At 37.8% G+C, this 16,962-nt stretch carries 22 protein-coding genes; 11 read left to right on the top strand and 11 right to left on the bottom strand.

Annotated elements, in window-relative coordinates:
• Nucleotides 1–14: 14 nt before the first annotated feature.
• The 4 genes from mnmA to C502_RS0109095 form a co-directional block, all read right to left on the bottom strand.
• Entirely contained in the window at nt 15–1,148 is a 1,134-nt protein-coding gene (mnmA, locus tag C502_RS0109110) for a tRNA 2-thiouridine(34) synthase MnmA (protein ID WP_018678523.1), read from the bottom strand.
• Between the two features lie 4 nt (nt 1,149–1,152).
• Nucleotides 1,153–1,641, bottom strand: a complete 489-nt coding sequence (locus tag C502_RS0109105) for an NUDIX hydrolase (protein ID WP_018678522.1) — start codon at nt 1,639–1,641, stop codon at nt 1,153–1,155.
• 85 nt (nt 1,642–1,726) lie between these two features.
• A complete protein-coding gene (locus tag C502_RS0109100) occupies nt 1,727–2,497 on the bottom strand; it encodes a DUF4262 domain-containing protein (RefSeq protein ID WP_018678521.1) in 771 nt (256 codons plus the stop codon).
• 49 nt (nt 2,498–2,546) lie between these two features.
• Nucleotides 2,547–2,858 carry a 3-hydroxybutyryl-CoA dehydrogenase gene (locus C502_RS0109095; protein ID WP_228129328.1) on the bottom strand — a complete coding sequence of 104 codons (312 nt, stop codon included), beginning with the start codon at nt 2,856–2,858 and terminating at the stop codon, nt 2,547–2,549.
• A gap of 476 nt (nt 2,859–3,334) precedes the next feature.
• Between C502_RS0109095 and C502_RS0109090 the strand changes: the two genes are divergently transcribed.
• From C502_RS0109090 to C502_RS0109065, 6 genes are all read left to right on the top strand, one after another.
• On the top strand, nt 3,335–3,976 hold the full coding sequence (locus C502_RS0109090; protein ID WP_018678519.1) for a hypothetical protein: 642 nt from the start codon (nt 3,335–3,337) through the stop codon (nt 3,974–3,976).
• 15 nt (nt 3,977–3,991) lie between these two features.
• A complete protein-coding gene (locus C502_RS0109085; RefSeq protein WP_018678518.1) occupies nt 3,992–4,957 on the top strand; it encodes a 2-hydroxyacid dehydrogenase in 966 nt (321 codons plus the stop codon).
• Between the two features lie 103 nt (nt 4,958–5,060).
• Nucleotides 5,061–5,648 carry a 1-acyl-sn-glycerol-3-phosphate acyltransferase gene (locus C502_RS0109080; RefSeq protein ID WP_018678517.1) on the top strand — a complete coding sequence of 196 codons (588 nt, stop codon included), beginning with the start codon at nt 5,061–5,063 and terminating at the stop codon, nt 5,646–5,648.
• A 125-nt stretch (nt 5,649–5,773) separates the two neighbouring features.
• On the top strand, nt 5,774–7,216 hold the full coding sequence (locus C502_RS0109075) for a M48 family metalloprotease (protein ID WP_018678516.1): 1,443 nt from the start codon (nt 5,774–5,776) through the stop codon (nt 7,214–7,216).
• 32 nt (nt 7,217–7,248) lie between these two features.
• Entirely contained in the window at nt 7,249–7,614 is a 366-nt protein-coding gene (locus C502_RS0109070) for a GFA family protein (protein WP_018678515.1), read from the top strand.
• Nucleotides 7,615–7,654: 40 nt separating this feature from the next.
• Nucleotides 7,655–8,014 carry a hypothetical protein gene (locus C502_RS0109065; RefSeq protein ID WP_018678514.1) on the top strand — a complete coding sequence of 120 codons (360 nt, stop codon included), beginning with the start codon at nt 7,655–7,657 and terminating at the stop codon, nt 8,012–8,014.
• A gap of 80 nt (nt 8,015–8,094) precedes the next feature.
• On the opposite strand, the gene C502_RS0109060 is transcribed toward C502_RS0109065, so the two are convergent.
• A complete protein-coding gene (locus C502_RS0109060) occupies nt 8,095–8,541 on the bottom strand; it encodes a GatB/YqeY domain-containing protein (RefSeq protein WP_004808327.1) in 447 nt (148 codons plus the stop codon).
• A gap of 29 nt (nt 8,542–8,570) precedes the next feature.
• Complete coding sequence (gene rpsU, locus C502_RS0109055) at nt 8,571–8,786, bottom strand: 30S ribosomal protein S21 (RefSeq protein WP_004652785.1); 216 nt, start codon at nt 8,784–8,786, stop codon at nt 8,571–8,573.
• Between the two features lie 145 nt (nt 8,787–8,931).
• Between rpsU and tsaD the strand changes: the two genes are divergently transcribed.
• From tsaD to C502_RS0109035, 4 genes are read left to right on the top strand one after another with little or no spacing between them, the layout of a single operon-like run.
• A complete protein-coding gene (tsaD, locus tag C502_RS0109050) occupies nt 8,932–9,939 on the top strand; it encodes a tRNA (adenosine(37)-N6)-threonylcarbamoyltransferase complex transferase subunit TsaD (RefSeq protein ID WP_018678513.1) in 1,008 nt (335 codons plus the stop codon).
• Nucleotide 9,940: 1 nt separating this feature from the next.
• Complete coding sequence (locus C502_RS0109045; RefSeq protein WP_018678512.1) at nt 9,941–10,396, top strand: AAA family ATPase; 456 nt, start codon at nt 9,941–9,943, stop codon at nt 10,394–10,396.
• Complete coding sequence (locus tag C502_RS0109040; protein ID WP_018678511.1) at nt 10,393–11,148, top strand: tRNA(His) guanylyltransferase Thg1 family protein; 756 nt, start codon at nt 10,393–10,395, stop codon at nt 11,146–11,148. The genes C502_RS0109045 and C502_RS0109040 overlap by 4 nt, the downstream gene beginning before the upstream one ends.
• Nucleotides 11,149–11,189: 41 nt before the next feature.
• Nucleotides 11,190–11,693 carry a hypothetical protein gene (locus tag C502_RS0109035; RefSeq protein ID WP_018678510.1) on the top strand — a complete coding sequence of 168 codons (504 nt, stop codon included), beginning with the start codon at nt 11,190–11,192 and terminating at the stop codon, nt 11,691–11,693.
• A 194-nt stretch (nt 11,694–11,887) separates the two neighbouring features.
• Here the strand turns inward: C502_RS0109035 and C502_RS0109030 are convergent, their stop codons facing one another.
• From C502_RS0109030 to C502_RS0109020, 3 genes are all read right to left on the bottom strand, one after another.
• Nucleotides 11,888–12,805, bottom strand: coding sequence for a DMT family transporter (locus tag C502_RS0109030; RefSeq protein WP_018678509.1), 918 nt, complete (start codon nt 12,803–12,805; stop codon nt 11,888–11,890).
• Nucleotides 12,802–13,380 carry a TetR/AcrR family transcriptional regulator gene (locus tag C502_RS0109025; RefSeq protein WP_018678508.1) on the bottom strand — a complete coding sequence of 193 codons (579 nt, stop codon included), beginning with the start codon at nt 13,378–13,380 and terminating at the stop codon, nt 12,802–12,804. The genes C502_RS0109030 and C502_RS0109025 overlap by 4 nt, the downstream gene beginning before the upstream one ends.
• A 149-nt stretch (nt 13,381–13,529) precedes the next feature.
• The gene (locus tag C502_RS0109020) at nt 13,530–14,072 is read right to left on the bottom strand and encodes an HPP family protein (protein WP_018678507.1); all 543 of its coding nucleotides are present in this window, start codon (nt 14,070–14,072) and stop codon (nt 13,530–13,532) included.
• 90 nt (nt 14,073–14,162) lie between these two features.
• Here C502_RS0109020 and C502_RS0109015 point away from each other — a divergent pair, with 90 nt between their 5' ends.
• The gene (locus C502_RS0109015; RefSeq protein WP_018678506.1) at nt 14,163–14,738 is read left to right on the top strand and encodes a TetR/AcrR family transcriptional regulator; all 576 of its coding nucleotides are present in this window, start codon (nt 14,163–14,165) and stop codon (nt 14,736–14,738) included.
• 60 nt (nt 14,739–14,798) lie between these two features.
• Here the strand turns inward: C502_RS0109015 and C502_RS0109010 are convergent, their stop codons facing one another.
• Both C502_RS0109010 and C502_RS0109005 read right to left on the bottom strand, forming a co-directional pair.
• Complete coding sequence (locus tag C502_RS0109010; RefSeq protein WP_018678505.1) at nt 14,799–15,899, bottom strand: DUF6670 family protein; 1,101 nt, start codon at nt 15,897–15,899, stop codon at nt 14,799–14,801.
• Between the two features lie 105 nt (nt 15,900–16,004).
• Nucleotides 16,005–16,889, bottom strand: a complete 885-nt coding sequence (locus tag C502_RS0109005; RefSeq protein ID WP_018678504.1) for an ATP-binding protein — start codon at nt 16,887–16,889, stop codon at nt 16,005–16,007.
• Between the last annotated feature and the right edge of the window lie 73 nt (nt 16,890–16,962).

The raw sequence follows: 16,962 nt of genomic DNA, 5'->3' as shown, positions 1-16,962 counted from the left end.
TGCTTCCAATTTCCTTAAATAAAATCTGGTTCAGGTGCATTAGTATGGTGAATCACACCACCACCTAAGCAAACCTCTCCTGAGTAGAACACTACACTTTGCCCAGGAGTCACAGCACGTTGTGCCTCGTCAAACTCAACGCGAATACCATTTTCAGTTTGTTCATCACGATAAATTGTACACGCTTGATCAGGCTGACGATAACGGGTTTTTGCCGTGCATCGGAATCCTGTACTTGGGATGTCCTGTTCACCTGCGACCCAATCAATCGACTCACTCCAAAGCTGTGTGCCTTGCATGAGTGGGTGCTCATGTCCTTGACCGATCACCAAGCGATTATTGGCAATATCTTTATGTAATACGAACCATGCACCTTCTTGTACACCTTTCATACCACCGATACCAATACCGCCGCGTTGGCCGAGCGTATAGTACATCAAGCCATGATGTTCACCAACTTCTTTACCTGACTCTAAAACAATTTTTCCAGCTTGTGCAGGTAAATATTGTTTTAAGAAATCGGTAAAACGACGTTCACCAATAAAGCAGATGCCAGTCGAGTCTTTTTTCTTCGCTGTCGCTAAATCAAGTTCTTCTGCAATTCGACGCACTTCAGGTTTTTCAATTTCACCCACGGGGAATAAGGTCTTGTTAATTTCACGACCATGCACCGCATGTAAGAAATAAGTTTGGTCTTTATTATTATCGACACCACGTAATAAAGGTGCGTAGGTTTCACCACGTGAGTTTTGTAGACTTGCACCACGACGCGCATAGTGACCCGTTGCGATAAAGTCTGCACCCAAGGTCATGGCATGATCTAAAAATGCACGGAATTTAATTTCTTTATTACACAGAATATCTGGATTTGGGGTACGACCTGCCGCATATTCTGCCAAAAAGTGCTCGAATACTCGATCCCAATATTCCATTGCAAAATTAGCAGTATGTAGCTTGATGCCAATTTTATCTGCAACGGCTTGCGCATCGGCTAAGTCTTCAAGTGCAGTGCAGTAGTCCGTACCATCATCTTCTTCCCAATTTTTCATGAAAAGACCTTCAACTTGATATCCTTGTTGAAGTAATAGTGCGGCAGAAACAGAGGAATCTACACCACCAGACATACCGACGATGACACGTTGTTGCATCTAATTAAGCATCCAAATGAGAAGTTAATGAGGGAGAGAAAGGGTGCTCATAAATGAGCGATAAGGGATGTTTTTTGCCAGCAAGAGCATCTTCAACAGCTTTTAAAACCAATGGGCTACGCGCACGTGCAGATTCTTGCAGTTCTTCTAAATTCATCCATACTGCACCAACAATGCCTATATCGAGTTGCGCATTATCTTCAACTGCCGTGACATGTGCTAAAAAGCAAAAACGGTAATAGGTACGATCAGGAAACATGGGCGGGGTATAAGTATAGATACCGAGCAGATGATCCACTTCAACGTGATGACCTGTTTCTTCTAAAGTCTCTCGAATTGCTGCTTCGATAATGGTTTCACCGCATTCGACATGACCCGCAGGTTGATTAAACACGGTATGTACAAAGCCTTCGCTGTGTTCTTCAACAAACAGAAAACGTCCGTCTTTTTCGACTACAGTGGCGACTGTGACATGAGGTGTCCAAGCGGTCATAGAAAGCACCATGATTTTAAAAACCGTATTCTACAAAATTTGGGCGTTTTTGGCTATGATAAGATTGCTAGGCATAGAGTTCTTCTTATATATCTTCATAGTCATCGAGATTTAGCCTTGTCCATGCATCGTCAATCGAGTCTCTTTCAGCAGCTTGACCATAATCAAGATCAAAAACCTCATTTAGACTTGGGTCTCTTAATACCATTTGTTCTAAGGCAACTAGGCGGATATCATCGGGTTCTTGGTCTCCTGTTAAAAACTGCCAATCCCCATCAGTATCATGAACGACTCTTAATATCGGTCGATTATGGTCTAGCCATTGTCGCGTAGTAAAAATACCTAAATTTTTAGCTTCTCTAAATTTAAAATCAATATTACGGTCTAGTAGAGGTTGGTCATGAATAAATTGTTCCTGAAAATTATCTTCCCAAGGAAATTGATCATTACGGTCCGTCCAAACTAATTGTAACGCCGAGAAGTTATCGTGTTGATAGTAATTTAAAGCAACATAAAAGTAATCTTTAATATTTTTAGGATTTACAGGTAAAAACTGTGCACGGCTTTCTTTAAAGATTTTGTCGTAATACTCTTGATAGGGCACAATCCTGTCACCATTTTTAATTAGATTAGCTACATCATTGATGATGGTATGTGCTAAGTCCGTTGGTAGCCCAAAGCATATAATTTCAGGATGCTGATAGCTTTCATATAAACCAATACTATAACTAAAAGAGGGTAAATAGTCTGTCGAACTAATTCCTATTACTTGCAACCCATATTTTTCAATATTGATCTTAGTTGTATCCATTAATTCATCTGGAGTGGGACAATCGTGTGTATGATCAGTATTCATTAAAGTTCTCTAAAATTTATACTTCTTGATGGAATGGAATTTAGTACAGTTAATGAATGTTATTTTCTAAACAGTATTCTTTCCATTTATTTTTAAAATTTTCTATAGCCTTTTCAGCTTCTTTTTCATCTGTATAAATAGGAGAGTTCTTCACTTCATCAACTATTCTGTTAAATATTTCACCTTCTTCTTTAAATAATTGAGCATAAATTCCTTTTGCTTTTTCGACATCAGATCCCATCTGATGGAATGTCATTAATGTATCAGCTGCATACTCTATACCTGCACATTTTTCTAATTCTGTAGCATGAGTAGATGTCATTAACAAAACTGTGAATAATCCTATGATTATTTTTCTCATAAAAAACCTTAATACAAAAAGAAGAATAAAGAATATGCGCCTTTATTCCAATATATGAAATTTTTAGTTTTAAAAAAACTACAGATCAATTTGATCTAAATAATTATCCTTCACTTTCACATAATGGCGTGCTGAATAAGGAAGGAATGCCTCTTTTCACCTGAGAAGTACCTTATAAGGGGGATAGTGAGGCAGCATCAACAGCAGTGGAACGAGACAATTGTTTAAAAGTGTGATTAGCAAGTTTCTTTGAATGAATGTATTTCATTCGTAGATTATGCATAAATGCTAAAATTAATGAGTAAATATTAATCAAGAAGAGGGTTGTTTTTTAATTTATAAAAAAGTTGAATATAAATCAAATTTGTACCTATGTGATTGCACAAAAGGAAATCATTTAGGGTGTGACAGTTTATGCTAGACTATTGAGCATTACAGTATTGCAAATAACTGTAGCTAGAGAATGAGTAGGTAAGATGATTGGGCAGCAGAGAAACATATTGGCGACTTTGGGAATTGATCTTTGGATTCCGAGAGATGTTGTATGTCAAAAAAATACTGCACCCAGCCTATGGCGAGATCAAGTTGTTGAAGATACGCAGCAATCGTCTACACTCACATTTGATATACCGCCAATTACTCAACAGATCCCGACAAAAATCCCAGTATTGATCACAGAGCTTGAGGTACCTAAAGAAATTGAGGTAATTGCACAGCCTGCTGTGAAAGAAGCCATCGCTGAAAAAGAACACATCGTCATAACAACTCAAATACAAACGTTTGAATTACAAATGTATGTGGTAGAAAGCTGTGCTATTTTAATTGAAGGCAGTCAACTCAGTGATCCACAACGACAACTATGGCAAAATATTCAGAAAGCAAAGCTTGGTCAGTATGCTGAATTAAAATGGCCATTTCCATTGGCTGCTTTTCAGGAAAGCCGTGGACTTTCGTCATATATTCAAGGTTTTTTAGATGCGACTGCAGCCAACAAAAAAATATTATGCTTAGGTCAACTGGAATTTATTCAGCATTCTAATATATTACATTTAGCGAGTTTAGAAGAAATGCTGGCTCAACCTTTATTAAAAAGACGGTTGTGGCAGTTCATGCAGTAAATCGGAAATTCAATAATGAAGAAAGTCGTTGTATTTAGCCAAATCGATCAGGATGTTTTAACGCAATTACAGCAAGAGTATCAAGTGGTGGTACTTAATCCAAAACTAGGTGATATCAACGAGCAGATTCGAACTGAGGTCGTTGATGCCGATGCCATGATCGGTGCAGGGCGCTTACTTAATCAAAGCAATTTAGCACCCGCACAGAAACTTAAAATGATTTCCACCGTTTCGGTCGGCTATGATAATTATGATGTTGATTATCTCAATCAACAAAGAATTTGGCTTGCCAATACGCCGCATGTTCTGACTGAAACCACCGCCGACTTAGCATTCAGTTTATTACTTAGCGCAGCACGTAAAATTCCACAATTAGATGCTTGGACTAAACAAGGGCAATGGAAACGTACGGTTGCAGTAGAACAGTTTGGTGTTGATGTTTTTGGTAAAACGCTGGGAATTATTGGTCTAGGTCATATTGGTGCAGCAATTGCACGTCGTGGATTTCACGGTTTTAATATGGACATTCTTTATCACAACCGTCGCGAAAAAATTGAAGTCGCTCAAGCATTCAATGCGCAGTATCGTGATTTAGATCAGCTTCTTCAGCAATCAGATTTCATCGTGGTTGCAGTAGATCTAAATAGTGAATCAAAAGCATTGATTGGTGCAGAGCAGTTTGACTTGATGCAGAAACATGCTGTATTCATCAATATTGCACGTGGTTCTGTAGTCGATGAAAATGCATTAATTGATGCTTTAAAACAAAATAAAATCTTTGCTGCTGGATTGGATGTATATGCAAAAGAACCGCTACAAAGTTCCCCATTATTTGAACTGCCAAATGTAGTCACTGCACCGCATATCGGTTCAGCAACCGCAGAAACGCGTCAGAAAATGGTCAAGCTTGCTTATCAAAATCTGATCGACGGATTGGAAGGTCGCATACCTCGATATTTAGTAAATCCAAAATTCGAATAATTGCTTACAACTCGATTGTTGGATTTTTAATCTATATGATCTTTTTAAGTTGATTAATATTGCTACACTTGCGCCTTTTGTAATTTTGCATTTGGGGTAGTTTGTGTTTGAGAAATTGGCTGAGAAAAGTTTAAATTTAATGGGTTGGGAACTGGATAATCATTGGGATTTGAATGTTGATCAATGCGTCATGATTGCAGCCCCACATACCAGCAACTGGGATGCTTTATATGCTCGTTTGGCATTGAAAGCTCTGGGTGTAAATGTTCGTCTTACCATTAAAGACAGTTATATGAAGTTCCCATTGGGGCCTTTTGTTCGTGCAATGGGTGGTATTGGGATTGACCGTAGTGTGAAGCAAGAAGGGCAAGAGCGTCCGAGTATGGTTCAGCTGATGAGTGACTTATTTAAAACACATCCTAAATTGGTGATGTTGGTGACTCCTGAGGGAACACGTGCGAAACAAGAGCAATGGAAAACAGGCTTTTATCATGTTGCGACTACAGCAGGCGTACCGATTGCATTAGCGTATATGGACTATGCTAAGAAAAAAACAGGTGTAGGAAAAATTGTTTATCCTACAGGTGATTATGAAAAAGATATGGCTGAAATTATGTCTTTTTATGCAGAAATTAATGCAAAATTCCCTGAAAATTTTAGTGTAGATCAACGTTATACAGATTCAAAATAATTGTGTTGATTTCAAAAATATAAACTAAGGCAGGATTTTTCCTGCCTTTTATAACACTTCGTTGCAAATATCTCCATTTTCTAATGCTATATTAAATTTCTTTATTAGAATCATAGAGAAACGACTTGAGATCGCTGCTGCTTGCATGTGGCTTAGTTGCCACAACCCAATTGAGTCACACACAGGTATTTTTGCCGACACCGACTACTGGGCAGATTGAGGTCCCCGAAATTGGAAGTGGTATAGGTTTGCTTGATCAACAAAAAGAAAAACTGATTGGTGAAAAAGTTTATCGTGAAGTTCACCGACAGATGCCAGCAGTGCAAGATACATGGTTAGAAGATCAATTTTTACAGGTTTTTTCAGGTATTCTCAGCCAAACTCAGTTAGGTCAGCCAATTGGTTTGGTGATTGTAAAAGATCCACAAATCAATGCTTTTGCTGTTCCTGGTGGTCTATTTGCATTGAATACAGGATTAATTGCTTCTGCAAAAAATCTAGATGAAATTGCAGGGGTCATGGCACATGAAATTGCACATGTTGCCCAACGACATTACAGCCGTTCGCAAGAAGCATTTAAAGGGCAGGGTTTACTGGCTTTGGCTGGGATTCTTGTTGGTGCAGCAATTGCATCTACAGCAGATGGGGATGTGGGGTCGGCAGTCATGCTAGGTACACAAGCTGCCTTGATGGATAAGCAACTCAGTTATAGCCGTAACCAAGAGCGTGAAGCAGATCGTATCGGCATGCAATTTATGTACTCCGCAGGATACAATCCACAAAGTATGGCGGATTATTTTGAAACTATGCATCGAGCAACTAGTCGAATCAGTTTTCTACCTGATTTTTGGCTCACTCATCCATTAACGACAGAGCGTATGAGTGAAGCACGATTACGTGCTAACCAACTCCCAAAAGTAAAATCAAAAATTTATGATCTCGATTTCGAAATATTAAAATTGTATACACAAGTAATTTCAAACCAAGCGACAGAAATTCAATTACAGGCTTTAGCGAATCAAAAAAATACAGCGGCGCAACTTGCACTGAGTAAGTTCTATTTAGAGCGTGGTGATTATACTCAGGCACAGGCAAATCTAGATTTAGTAAAAGCAAAACTTAAATATCATGTCTTAGTTCCGCTTATTCAAACGGATATTTACTTAGGGCAAAATAAATTAGATCAGGCTTATAATAGTATTAATTCAGTTCAGAGAACGATGCCTGAAAATAGGGCTTTATCTTATAAATTTGCAGAAGTTTTGATTCGACAAGGGCAAGTTGCCCAAACACAAGCATTAGTACAACGTTTTATTCATAAGAACCAAAGAGATATACAAGGTTGGCAATTGTTGCAGCAAGCAACCAATTTGGATAAAAGTTCACCACTGCAAGCAGTTAATGTGCTTTGCTATCGTGCTGAAGCGGAGTATTGGTCAGGCTATGAGGAAAATGCGATCAAATCGATGTTGCATGCACAGCGTTTAGCCAAAGGAAATTTAGCTATGTCAGCCAAGATTGATTCTCGTTTGAAACAGATGCAAGATGATCGGCGTATGAAAATTTAAGGCTTATGCAAACAAACAGAAAGGAAATAAAAATGATCAAAGGGCAATGTTTGTGTGGTGCTGTACAGTATCAATATCATGGAAAAATTGAAAATAGCATTTTATGCTACTGCCAACATTGTCAGCAGGCTCAAGGGGGTATTGTAGGGTGGAATAGCCCGATAGACCAACAAAAATTTGAATTTTTATCGGGTCAAGAGCAACTCAAAGAATATTTTCATACGGCTAATAAAGCACGCGTATTTTGTCAAAATTGTGCTAGCCCACTTTATTCATATCGTACAGATTTACCTAATATTATTCGTCTGCGTTTGGGTACAGTCACGGAAGGAAATATTCCTGCGCCAACAGAAGAATTTTTTATTGAGCATAAACCAAATTTTATTGAATTAAGATAAGATGACCTGCGTAAGGGATTGCTGAGAAGTTAGAATATTTATGAAGAAAATTTTAGTTTTTATTTTTGCAATAAGCAGTGTGGGGATAAGCTCAGCAGCATCCGTTGAGCAATATGTCAATTCGGTTGAGAAAATTCGTAGTGTGTACGCACAGGATATTCGTGGTTTTTTGCGTAGCCTTAATCCACAGATTTCACAGTTTACACCTGAGCAGCAAGCTCAGTATTGTGGTATTAATCAGCGTTATATTCAGGATATGTCAGATGCGATTGAAAAAAATCGCTCATCATTACCAACGCAATATGCCAGTATGGGTAAACAAGATTTAATCAAGCAAGTGGTTGAATCTAAAGAGATGCAAATGCTTGCCAAATATAATGTTCAGTGTGACTTTAAATAATAAGAAGATTTTGGGTTCATTATTAAAAATGAATCCAGTTTTTTAATTGAATAGATTATATAAATGGGGAGTTAAGCAGATTAGCTTAATTTTGCTTTAATTTTAGCAGATACTTGTGCAGGATCGGCACGCCCGGCTATGATCGGACGTAGAGAATTCATCACCTTACCCATATCTTTCATGCTAGTAGCTTCTTGAGCAGCAATCGTTTGCTCAATGATGGAATCAAGTTCTTCCTCAGTCATAGCGGCTGGTAGAAATTGAGAAATAACCTCAACTTCGGCTTGTTCCTTACTAGCTAAATCATCTCGACCAGCACCCGAAAAGGCCTTGATCGATTCTTTACGTTGTTTAATTTGCTTTTCAATGACCGCAAGAACCTGAGCATCGTCAAGCTCTATGCGCTCATCGACTTCGATTTGCTTAATTGCTGCCTGTACACCACGAATAACCGTTACTGTTGCCATATCTTTGGCACGCATTGAGTTTTTTAATACGTCAGTAATCTGGTTTTTTAAAGTATTCATAGTCTTTTCAGCAGTCAATCACAAATTAATTAGTAAAGGCGAGTAGTACGTACAGATTCGCGAGTCAATTTCTTTTGATAACGCTTAACTGCAGCAGCTTTTTTACGCTTACGTTCTTGAGTTGGTTTCTCATAGAATTCACGCTTACGAACGTCAGCTAAAACACCCGCTTTTTCGCATGAACGCTTGAAACGACGGATAGCTACGTCTACTGGTTCGCCTTCTTTCAACTTAACTTGTGGCATGTAAAATCCTCTAAGATTATGGATAAGATCTAACGCACGATTGCACTAGATCGCAAGTGAAGGTCAGTATTTTACTCATTTACAACTCAGATCACAAGTCTATAATAGCTTCGATATTATTTTTGATCTTTGTAAAGGCAGTTTAATGATTGTTTTGGGCTTAGAAACTTCGTGTGATGAAACTGGGTTAGCACTCTATGATAGCGAGCTCGGCTTACGAGGACAGGTTTTGTATAGCCAAATCAAGCTGCATGCAGAATATGGTGGGGTCGTACCAGAGTTGGCTTCACGTGATCATGTTCGTAAGATGATTCCGTTGATTAATCAATTGCTTGAACAAAGCGGTGTCAAAAAACAAGAGATTGATGCCGTTGCCTATACCCGAGGTCCTGGACTCATGGGTGCACTTATGACAGGTGCGTTATTCGGTCGTAGTTTAGCCTTTGCATTTAACAAGCCTGCAATTGGTGTACATCATATGGAAGGTCATATGCTTGCTCCATTGCTTTCAGAAACGCCACCGGAATTTCCGTTTGTGGCTTTATTGGTTTCAGGTGGGCATACTCAATTAATGGCGGCCTATGGCATCGGTCAGTATGAATTACTGGGTGAGTCGATTGATGATGCGGCAGGCGAAGCATTTGATAAAGTCGCGAAAATGATGAAATTGCCTTATCCAGGTGGCCCCAATATTGCAAAATTGGCTTTACAAGGTGATGCACAAGCATTTGAATTCCCTCGCCCAATATTACATCAAGGTTTAGATTTTTCGTTTAGTGGTCTAAAAACAGCCGTTTCAGTGCAATTGAAAAAGTTAGGTGAAGAAAATCGTGATGCAGATGTGGCAGCCTCTTTCCAAGAAGCAGTTGTCGATACGCTCGCTAAAAAATCAGTGAAAGCTCTAAAACAAACAGGTTTAAAACGTTTGGTGATTGCGGGTGGTGTGAGTGCAAATCTACGATTACGTGAGCAATTAGAAACATCATTGAAAAAGATAAAAGCACAGGTCTATTATGCTGAACCTGCTTTGTGTACGGACAATGGTGCTATGATTGCTTTTGCAGGCTATCAGCGTTTAAAAGCAGGGCAACATGATGGTTTAGCGGTGACGACGACACCAAGATGGCCGATGACAGAGTTAGAACCCACCTAAAATGGAATTAATCATTTTTATTGGATGTCAGGCTTCAGGTAAATCAACTTTTTTTAAGCGATATTTTTCCGATACTCATATTCGTTTAAATTTGGATATGTTGAAAACACGCCATCGTGAAAGAATACTGTTTCAGGCTTGTTTAGCGGCAAAACAGAAGTGTGTTGTTGATAATACCAATCCAAGCCAACTCGATCGAAAGATGTATATTCAAGATGCAAAAGGTGCGCACTTTAAAGTGATTGCATACTACTTTGATAGTTGTTTGGATGATGCGCTGCTACGAAATGAACAGCGAGAAGGAAAAGCCAAAATTCCTCGAGTTGGTGTGATTTCAACTTTTAAAAAGTTGGAAATACCTGAGCTTGAAGAGGGTTTTGATGAAATTTATCAAGTTTCACTTTATCAAGAAAATGATTTTAATGTGAATTTACTACATCAAAGAGAACAACAATGAGATTTGATGATTTAGATACAAAACTAAGAAAGTATGAAACGGCTTATGATTTTTGTATCCTGCCTGAAAATTATATTGTTGTTCGGCTTGATGGTCGTGGTTTTACTCGCTTAACCAAAGAAATTTGGCAATTTGAAGTACCATTTGATGTATGTTTTCGCGATTTAATGGTGGAAACCACAGCACATTTATTACAATGTGGTTTTAATATTGTTTATGGTTATACACAAAGTGATGAAATCTCTTTGTTATTTCATTTAAATGATGACAGTTTTAATCGGAAAGAACGTAAAATTCTTTCAATCTTAGCAGGCGAAGCCAGTGCAAAATTTTCTGTGATGCACGGTCAAATTGCTACTTTTGATGCTCGAGTTTGTATTTTGCCAAATCAGCATTTAGTCGATGAATATTTTCGTTGGAGACAAGAAGATGCTCATCGAAATGCATTAAATGCACACTGTTATTGGATGCTTAGAAAATCGGGTCATGCAGTAGGTGAAGCAACTGCACAAGTGAAAGGGTTAAATCGTCAAGAGAAACATGATTTACTTTTTTCACAGCAGATCAATTTTAATGAACTTCCAGCATGGCAAAAACGTGGTACTGGTATTTATTGGAAAGACATCGAAAAAACGGGTTTAAATCCTAAAACTGGTGAACCCACCCAAACGACAAGAAGGCAATTATTTACTGATTTTGATTTGCCTTTAAATGAATTCTATAGTGAATTTATCCATCAAAATTTTTTTTGAAAATATATTTTATGAGCAACAGTTCATAACGGAGTTGTAAGTTGAAAATTTCTTATGTTTTTACATGTGGTCGATTAGAGTCTTTATTTAAGATTCTAAGCCTTACTCAACAGGGTGAGGAGAAGGTTACATCAAAAGATGCAAAAATAATTGAACAGTATAGAAAAGATATTGCTTTGGGACGACCATTTGAAGAAACTGAGCTATATCAAGTGATTGAGAAAAGTGAAGAAAAAATAGTTGTTAATCGTTTGAGTAATATTCTTCGAGACAAACCAACTCAGCAGAATAAGTTCGATTTGGATGAATATAAGACTGGTGCGTGGTCTGAGTTTAATGATTATAAGTTAGCAGTTCGATTCTCAAATGCGAAAACCGAATTAAGTGAAAAGCACTTTGCGAAAACTGGTGAATACATGACAAGTCGTGGTATCGCAAAATTGACAGGTTTTAATCCAAGTAATATCAAGAATATGTTGCATCATAAAAGAAGTGTAGTGAGAAAGATGCTAACAGCATTAGAGAAATTAGCAAAAGAGTATTGATATTAGTACGTTATAGTGCAAAGGACGAAATGCAGAGGAAATTAATTTTTCTGCATTCATGTCCGATTAATTTTGACTGATTGAATCATAGATTGATGGTTTTTGGGGATGCAAGAATGTGCTGATCGAAATACGTCAAAATCAAGATGAAAAACAGTTCATATTTTGACATTCTTATAGATGGACGATTTTATTTAAAGTGATGAAGTATTTTTAGACAACACAGTCAAACACACAAAAATCAATGCCATACCAATCCAACCAATGAGTGCGAGTTGTTCACCGACTAATAATACTGCAAATAGTGCGGCAACCAGTGGTTCAAACAGCGTCAGTGTGGTCGCGGTACTAGCTGAAATGGTTTTTAGAGCGTAGCCAAAAAGTAGATAGCCGAGAAACATCGGGATCAGCATCATATAAGCGACAACATACAAATTTACAGACTCATCAAACAGGTTCGCAGCTGTAAAAAATAATGTCGGTAATAAAAGTAAAGCACCAAATCCAAAAATTAATCCCATCGAAGCTTTTGAGTCGACTCCACGGTCAATCATCTTTTTTGCAGCCCAAGAATATAAAGAATAGGTGAGTGCTGCGATCAGCCCAAGAATAATTCCAATGGTTTTCTGGTCAGTAGCAATACCTTGTACTGATCCTTGAGAATGGGATTCTCCCAGAGATAACAGTAATACTCCTACAACACCAAAAACAAAACTAATAAACCATTTTCTTGAAAGTGCTTTTTTATCAAAGAATTTTTCTAGCAATGCAGTAAATAAAGGTGCTGAACCAATTGAAACGACAGTCCCAATCGTGATCCCTGCCATACGCATTGATGAATAAAAGGCGAGAGGATAGATCGCTACAGAGATCATTCCTGTCAAAAGTAAAGGATAATAAGAGCCAATTTGAGGTAAATGACTGCGGATATTTCTATGGGCTAATAAAGCTTGTAATAAGCCACCGCCACCCATTGCGATTGCGCCAATCGCTAAAGGACTTAGATTTGGCGCGTAAGAGGCAGCCGTACCTGTCGTTCCCCATAAAATAGAGGCAATTAAAACGGCAATAAAACCAGAATGAGTACTGAAACTAAAAGATGAACTACTCAATTTGAAATCTCTCGTTCTAATAAATTTTGAACCATTTGTTTTGCCGCAAATACTTTCTCACTGGAACTTTCTAAACCTGCGCGGGCAATCGAGCCTTCTAATATGAAAGAAATAAGTAGCGCAAGTTGTTGGACTTTTTGCGGCTCTTTGAATAATTGTGATAAATGTCCAGCCACAATATTTTCGATTTCATCTTTATGATTTTTAACGGCTAAACGTTCAGGACTATATGCAGGAAATTCGGCTGCTGCATTCAGTAAACCACAACCACGAAAACCTTTTTCATAGGCAAATTCTGCGTGATCTTGATAAGCATCAAAAATAGCTAAAATGCCATCCATCGGTGTTTTGATCTGAACTTTTCTTTTCTCATATAAGTCTAACCATTCTTGATGGCGAGCTTCGATATAACAGGTAATTAGGTCAGATTTGGTTGGGAAATTATTATACAAAGACATTTTTGCAACTTTGGCTTTGTCTGTAATGCTATTAATGCCTGTGTTAGTAATCCCATCGTTGTAGAACAGGATGGATGCAGCATCTAGGATTTTTTGTTTTGCGGATTTGGTGCTCATGATACAACTATATTGGGTATACCGATCTACCTATTATTATGGAAAAGTAGAGTAATTGACAAGAGAAATTTATTGAATTGATTGATAGAACGTTTTGTATAGGTTTAAAGGGATGGAGAGCGCTTTGATCTGCTCCATCACTGTCTTATTTATTTGATGTTCTTTTTAGTATGAATCAATGCCAAGCCATAAATTGGCCATTTCTTTTCTGATTTGAGGTTATTGACTAGCCAAGCAACAAGTACAAGAGCAATTGCACCGAGAAGTACAGGAAAAAACAAGAAGCTCCAATGGTATTCAATTGTATTCGCAGTGAGTAGAATGACTAAAGGGTTTGCTCCAGCAGGTGGGTGAATACAACGTAAAAATTGCATGGCAGCAATCGCACAACCAACAGAAAGTGCAATACTGAATGCAGAGTTACCAAAAAGTTTAAGAAATAATAAACCAATCAATGCCGAGATAAAGTGCCCAAGAATAACATTCCGAGGTTGGGCTAATGGCGATTGAGATACTGCATATAACAGTACGCAAGTTGCACCAAACGGTGCCATGATGAATAAATTATTTGTCAATTTACTGAGGAAAATCAGGATTAAAATACTCAGTGTTCCACCGATTAAGCTTCTAATTAGATCAATGGATTGGGGTGCTGGGGCGAGGTGCTCTTTACCTTGGAATATTGATAACATTTCATTCTCATTGAATGGTTGCTTTCTGGTGATGATATAACTAAAATTACAAATAGTACAGATCTGTACTATTTAAGCGAGTGAATTTCTATGTCTAAATCGGCCCACAAAATTTTGGATACAGCAGAGAAATTATTTTATGAAAATAGTTTTGTCGGTGTGGGTGTTGATTTAATTCGGGATGAGTCAGGTTGTTCAAAAACAACGATGTACACCTATTTTAAAAATAAAAATCAATTGGTGAAGTCTGTCTTAGAAGCGCGAGACCAAAAATTTAGGAATAGTCTGGTTGCTTATGTTGCAGGTGAAACTGGGCGAGCAGCATTAGATAAATTGATTGATTGGCATCTGTTGTGGTTTCAAGAAGATAATTTTAAAGGATGTCTATTTGTTCGAGCAGTTGCCGAATCGCATTTGGGTGATCAAGACATCATCATGGTTTCGAAAGAGCATAAGATTTGGATTCGAAACTTAATCGCGCAATATTTAGCATCTTTTTCCAATGCTGATGTATTAGTTGAAATTATTTATACTTTGATTGAAGGATTAATTAGTCGCTTTTTAGTTGAAGGTTATGACACCAAAGTTGCAGCAGAGATCAAAAATTCAATCAGGCAAATTGTTGATACTTTTGCTTTAATTGATCTTAATCCAAAAGAAATTTAATCCTAAATCAATCAGCCTTTGAATCATATCCAAAGGCTTGTTTTACCTAATCAAAAGCTTTTAATCTTTAAAAGCATTTTGATCTTCGACATCAATATATTCAAGATAACCACGACCTTGAACTTTTTGGTTTTGATATTCACCCGTGAAAGTGTATGCACTTGCATAACCGATCCCATGACCATAGCGGTATGGGCTGTCGACTTCTGCGATAATTTCTAGCAGTTTCTGATTAGCATCATCCTTCACAGACCATGAAAACAATTGCGGTAAACGCATCTTTTTGCCACTCGGTGAAATATAGTCATCTACATGGTGTGAAATGACTTTAAATTCAACATTGTTATACACTTCAGCAGGTTGATCTGTATGGCGAACATGCAAGCTATATGCCGCTGGTTGACCTAAAATATCGGCTTTGGTTAAAAGTAGTTGAGTGGTTTCTGTCAAATTAATAATTTGATAGGTAAAGAAATCGAGAGGGAGTTTGTAAGCTTCTGGCAGCAACTTTTTAACGATACCATGCGCGCCTGCGGCTCTGGCATATTCATAGGTACATAAACCTTCTGCGAGGGTTATTTGTCCTTGATATTCGAGTTGTCCTTTAAATTTTGACAATAAACTAAAATGATCATAAATCGGGGTTTTAATAAACCAAGAGGCTTGATCTGTAACATCCAAATCAAACTCAAACTTTAAGCCATGATAAGCACCTTTGAGATGAATATTTGGTAAAGTGCCTTCAATTGAAACTTCTTGCCCCAACTCAATTTGCCAACCATTTTCCTGAATATGAGCCTCTTCAGGCATGATATAGGCTTTTAATAGATGTTCATCTAAAGCGGCGGTGCTTGAAAAGAAAGTTGCGGTCTTGCACGGATCGCCCAAAGTAATATCATCATGATCAAAAGCCAATGCCCCAGGCGTACCGAGCAAGATCATGATATTCAAATAACGATGTGGCTCAGGTAGCAATGGAAAGAAGATGCCATAGTGTGTCCATGTATAGAATTTTTCTTCAGTTCTAGGACGAATGATTTCTGGTTCAGAAAAAGGAATCGTTGAATATTTAATCGCTTGATCTAAGGTGCTTTGTGCGAGTAATAAACTTTTACCCAAAATTTTGCTTGTAAGGGATGAGGGTGGCAATAGTTTTTTCATCTTGTTTCCTACGTTCTTTCCATACTGAAAAGCTAGGTTATGAAAAACAATTGCCTTTGCTAAGCGGAAATAAGGACAAAGCCAAAGCTTTTTAGGACAATCTCCCTAAGCTTTGTTAGACAATTTTTCAAGGTTTTGCGAACCGATCCAATGCTTAGAGAACTGATAGGCTGCACGTCCTGAACGTTGCCCACGTGCTTGGCACCATTTCAAACTTTCAGCACGGACGATATCGTTATATTCTAAATTGGCTTGAACGATATAGTGCTCAACAATTTCTAAATACAGTTGTTGATCCATGGGATAGAAGGAAAGCCACATGCCAAAACGATCGGACAGTGAAATTTTTTCCTCGATCGCTTCTTGTGGATGTAATTCTGTATATTGAGGAACATCAACTTTACGCACTGGCGTATTTTCATGCATAAACTCAGGCAATAAATGACGGCGATTACTGGTCGCATAAATAATAAAATTGCTTGAACCCGATTGAAGTGAACCATCTAAGACACTTTTTAAACTACGATAATTTTCATCTTCTGCGTTAAACGCAAGATCGTCACAATAAACAATAAATTTTTCAGGACGATGTTCAATTAATTTTTGAATTTTAGGTAAATCAGAAAGATCATCTCGCTCAATTTCAATTAAACGCAAACCCTGTGCTGAATATGCTGTGAGTAAGGCACGAACAATCGATGATTTCCCTGTACCGCGTGAACCTGTGAGTAAAACGTCATTCGCAGGTAAACCATTGAGAAACTGTAAAGTATTTTGAATAATCTTGGCTTTTTGGCGTTCAATGCCTTTCAAATCTTCTAAATACATTTTTTTAGGTTGTTGAATTGCAAGCAATTGTTGATTTTCCCATCGAAATGCAATTGCCGAAAAATCTGTGGGTTGTTTGAGTGCAGGTAGAACTTGTTGTAACTGTGTCAAAACACTGGATAACGATTGGATAATAGATTCGGGTAAATCAAGAATAGCCATAAACACAAACCAAACTCAGTGATTAATGAATAGGGATACTATCATCGCTATAGTCGAAATGCAGAAAATATCA

Origin of the sequence: Acinetobacter tjernbergiae DSM 14971 = CIP 107465, from assembly GCF_000374425.1 — a bacterium.
In the GTDB taxonomy this organism is placed as follows: domain Bacteria; phylum Pseudomonadota; class Gammaproteobacteria; order Pseudomonadales; family Moraxellaceae; genus Acinetobacter; species Acinetobacter tjernbergiae.
The sequence above is the reverse complement of the archived record's forward strand: the minus strand, read 5'-3'. Positions and strand labels throughout refer to the sequence as shown.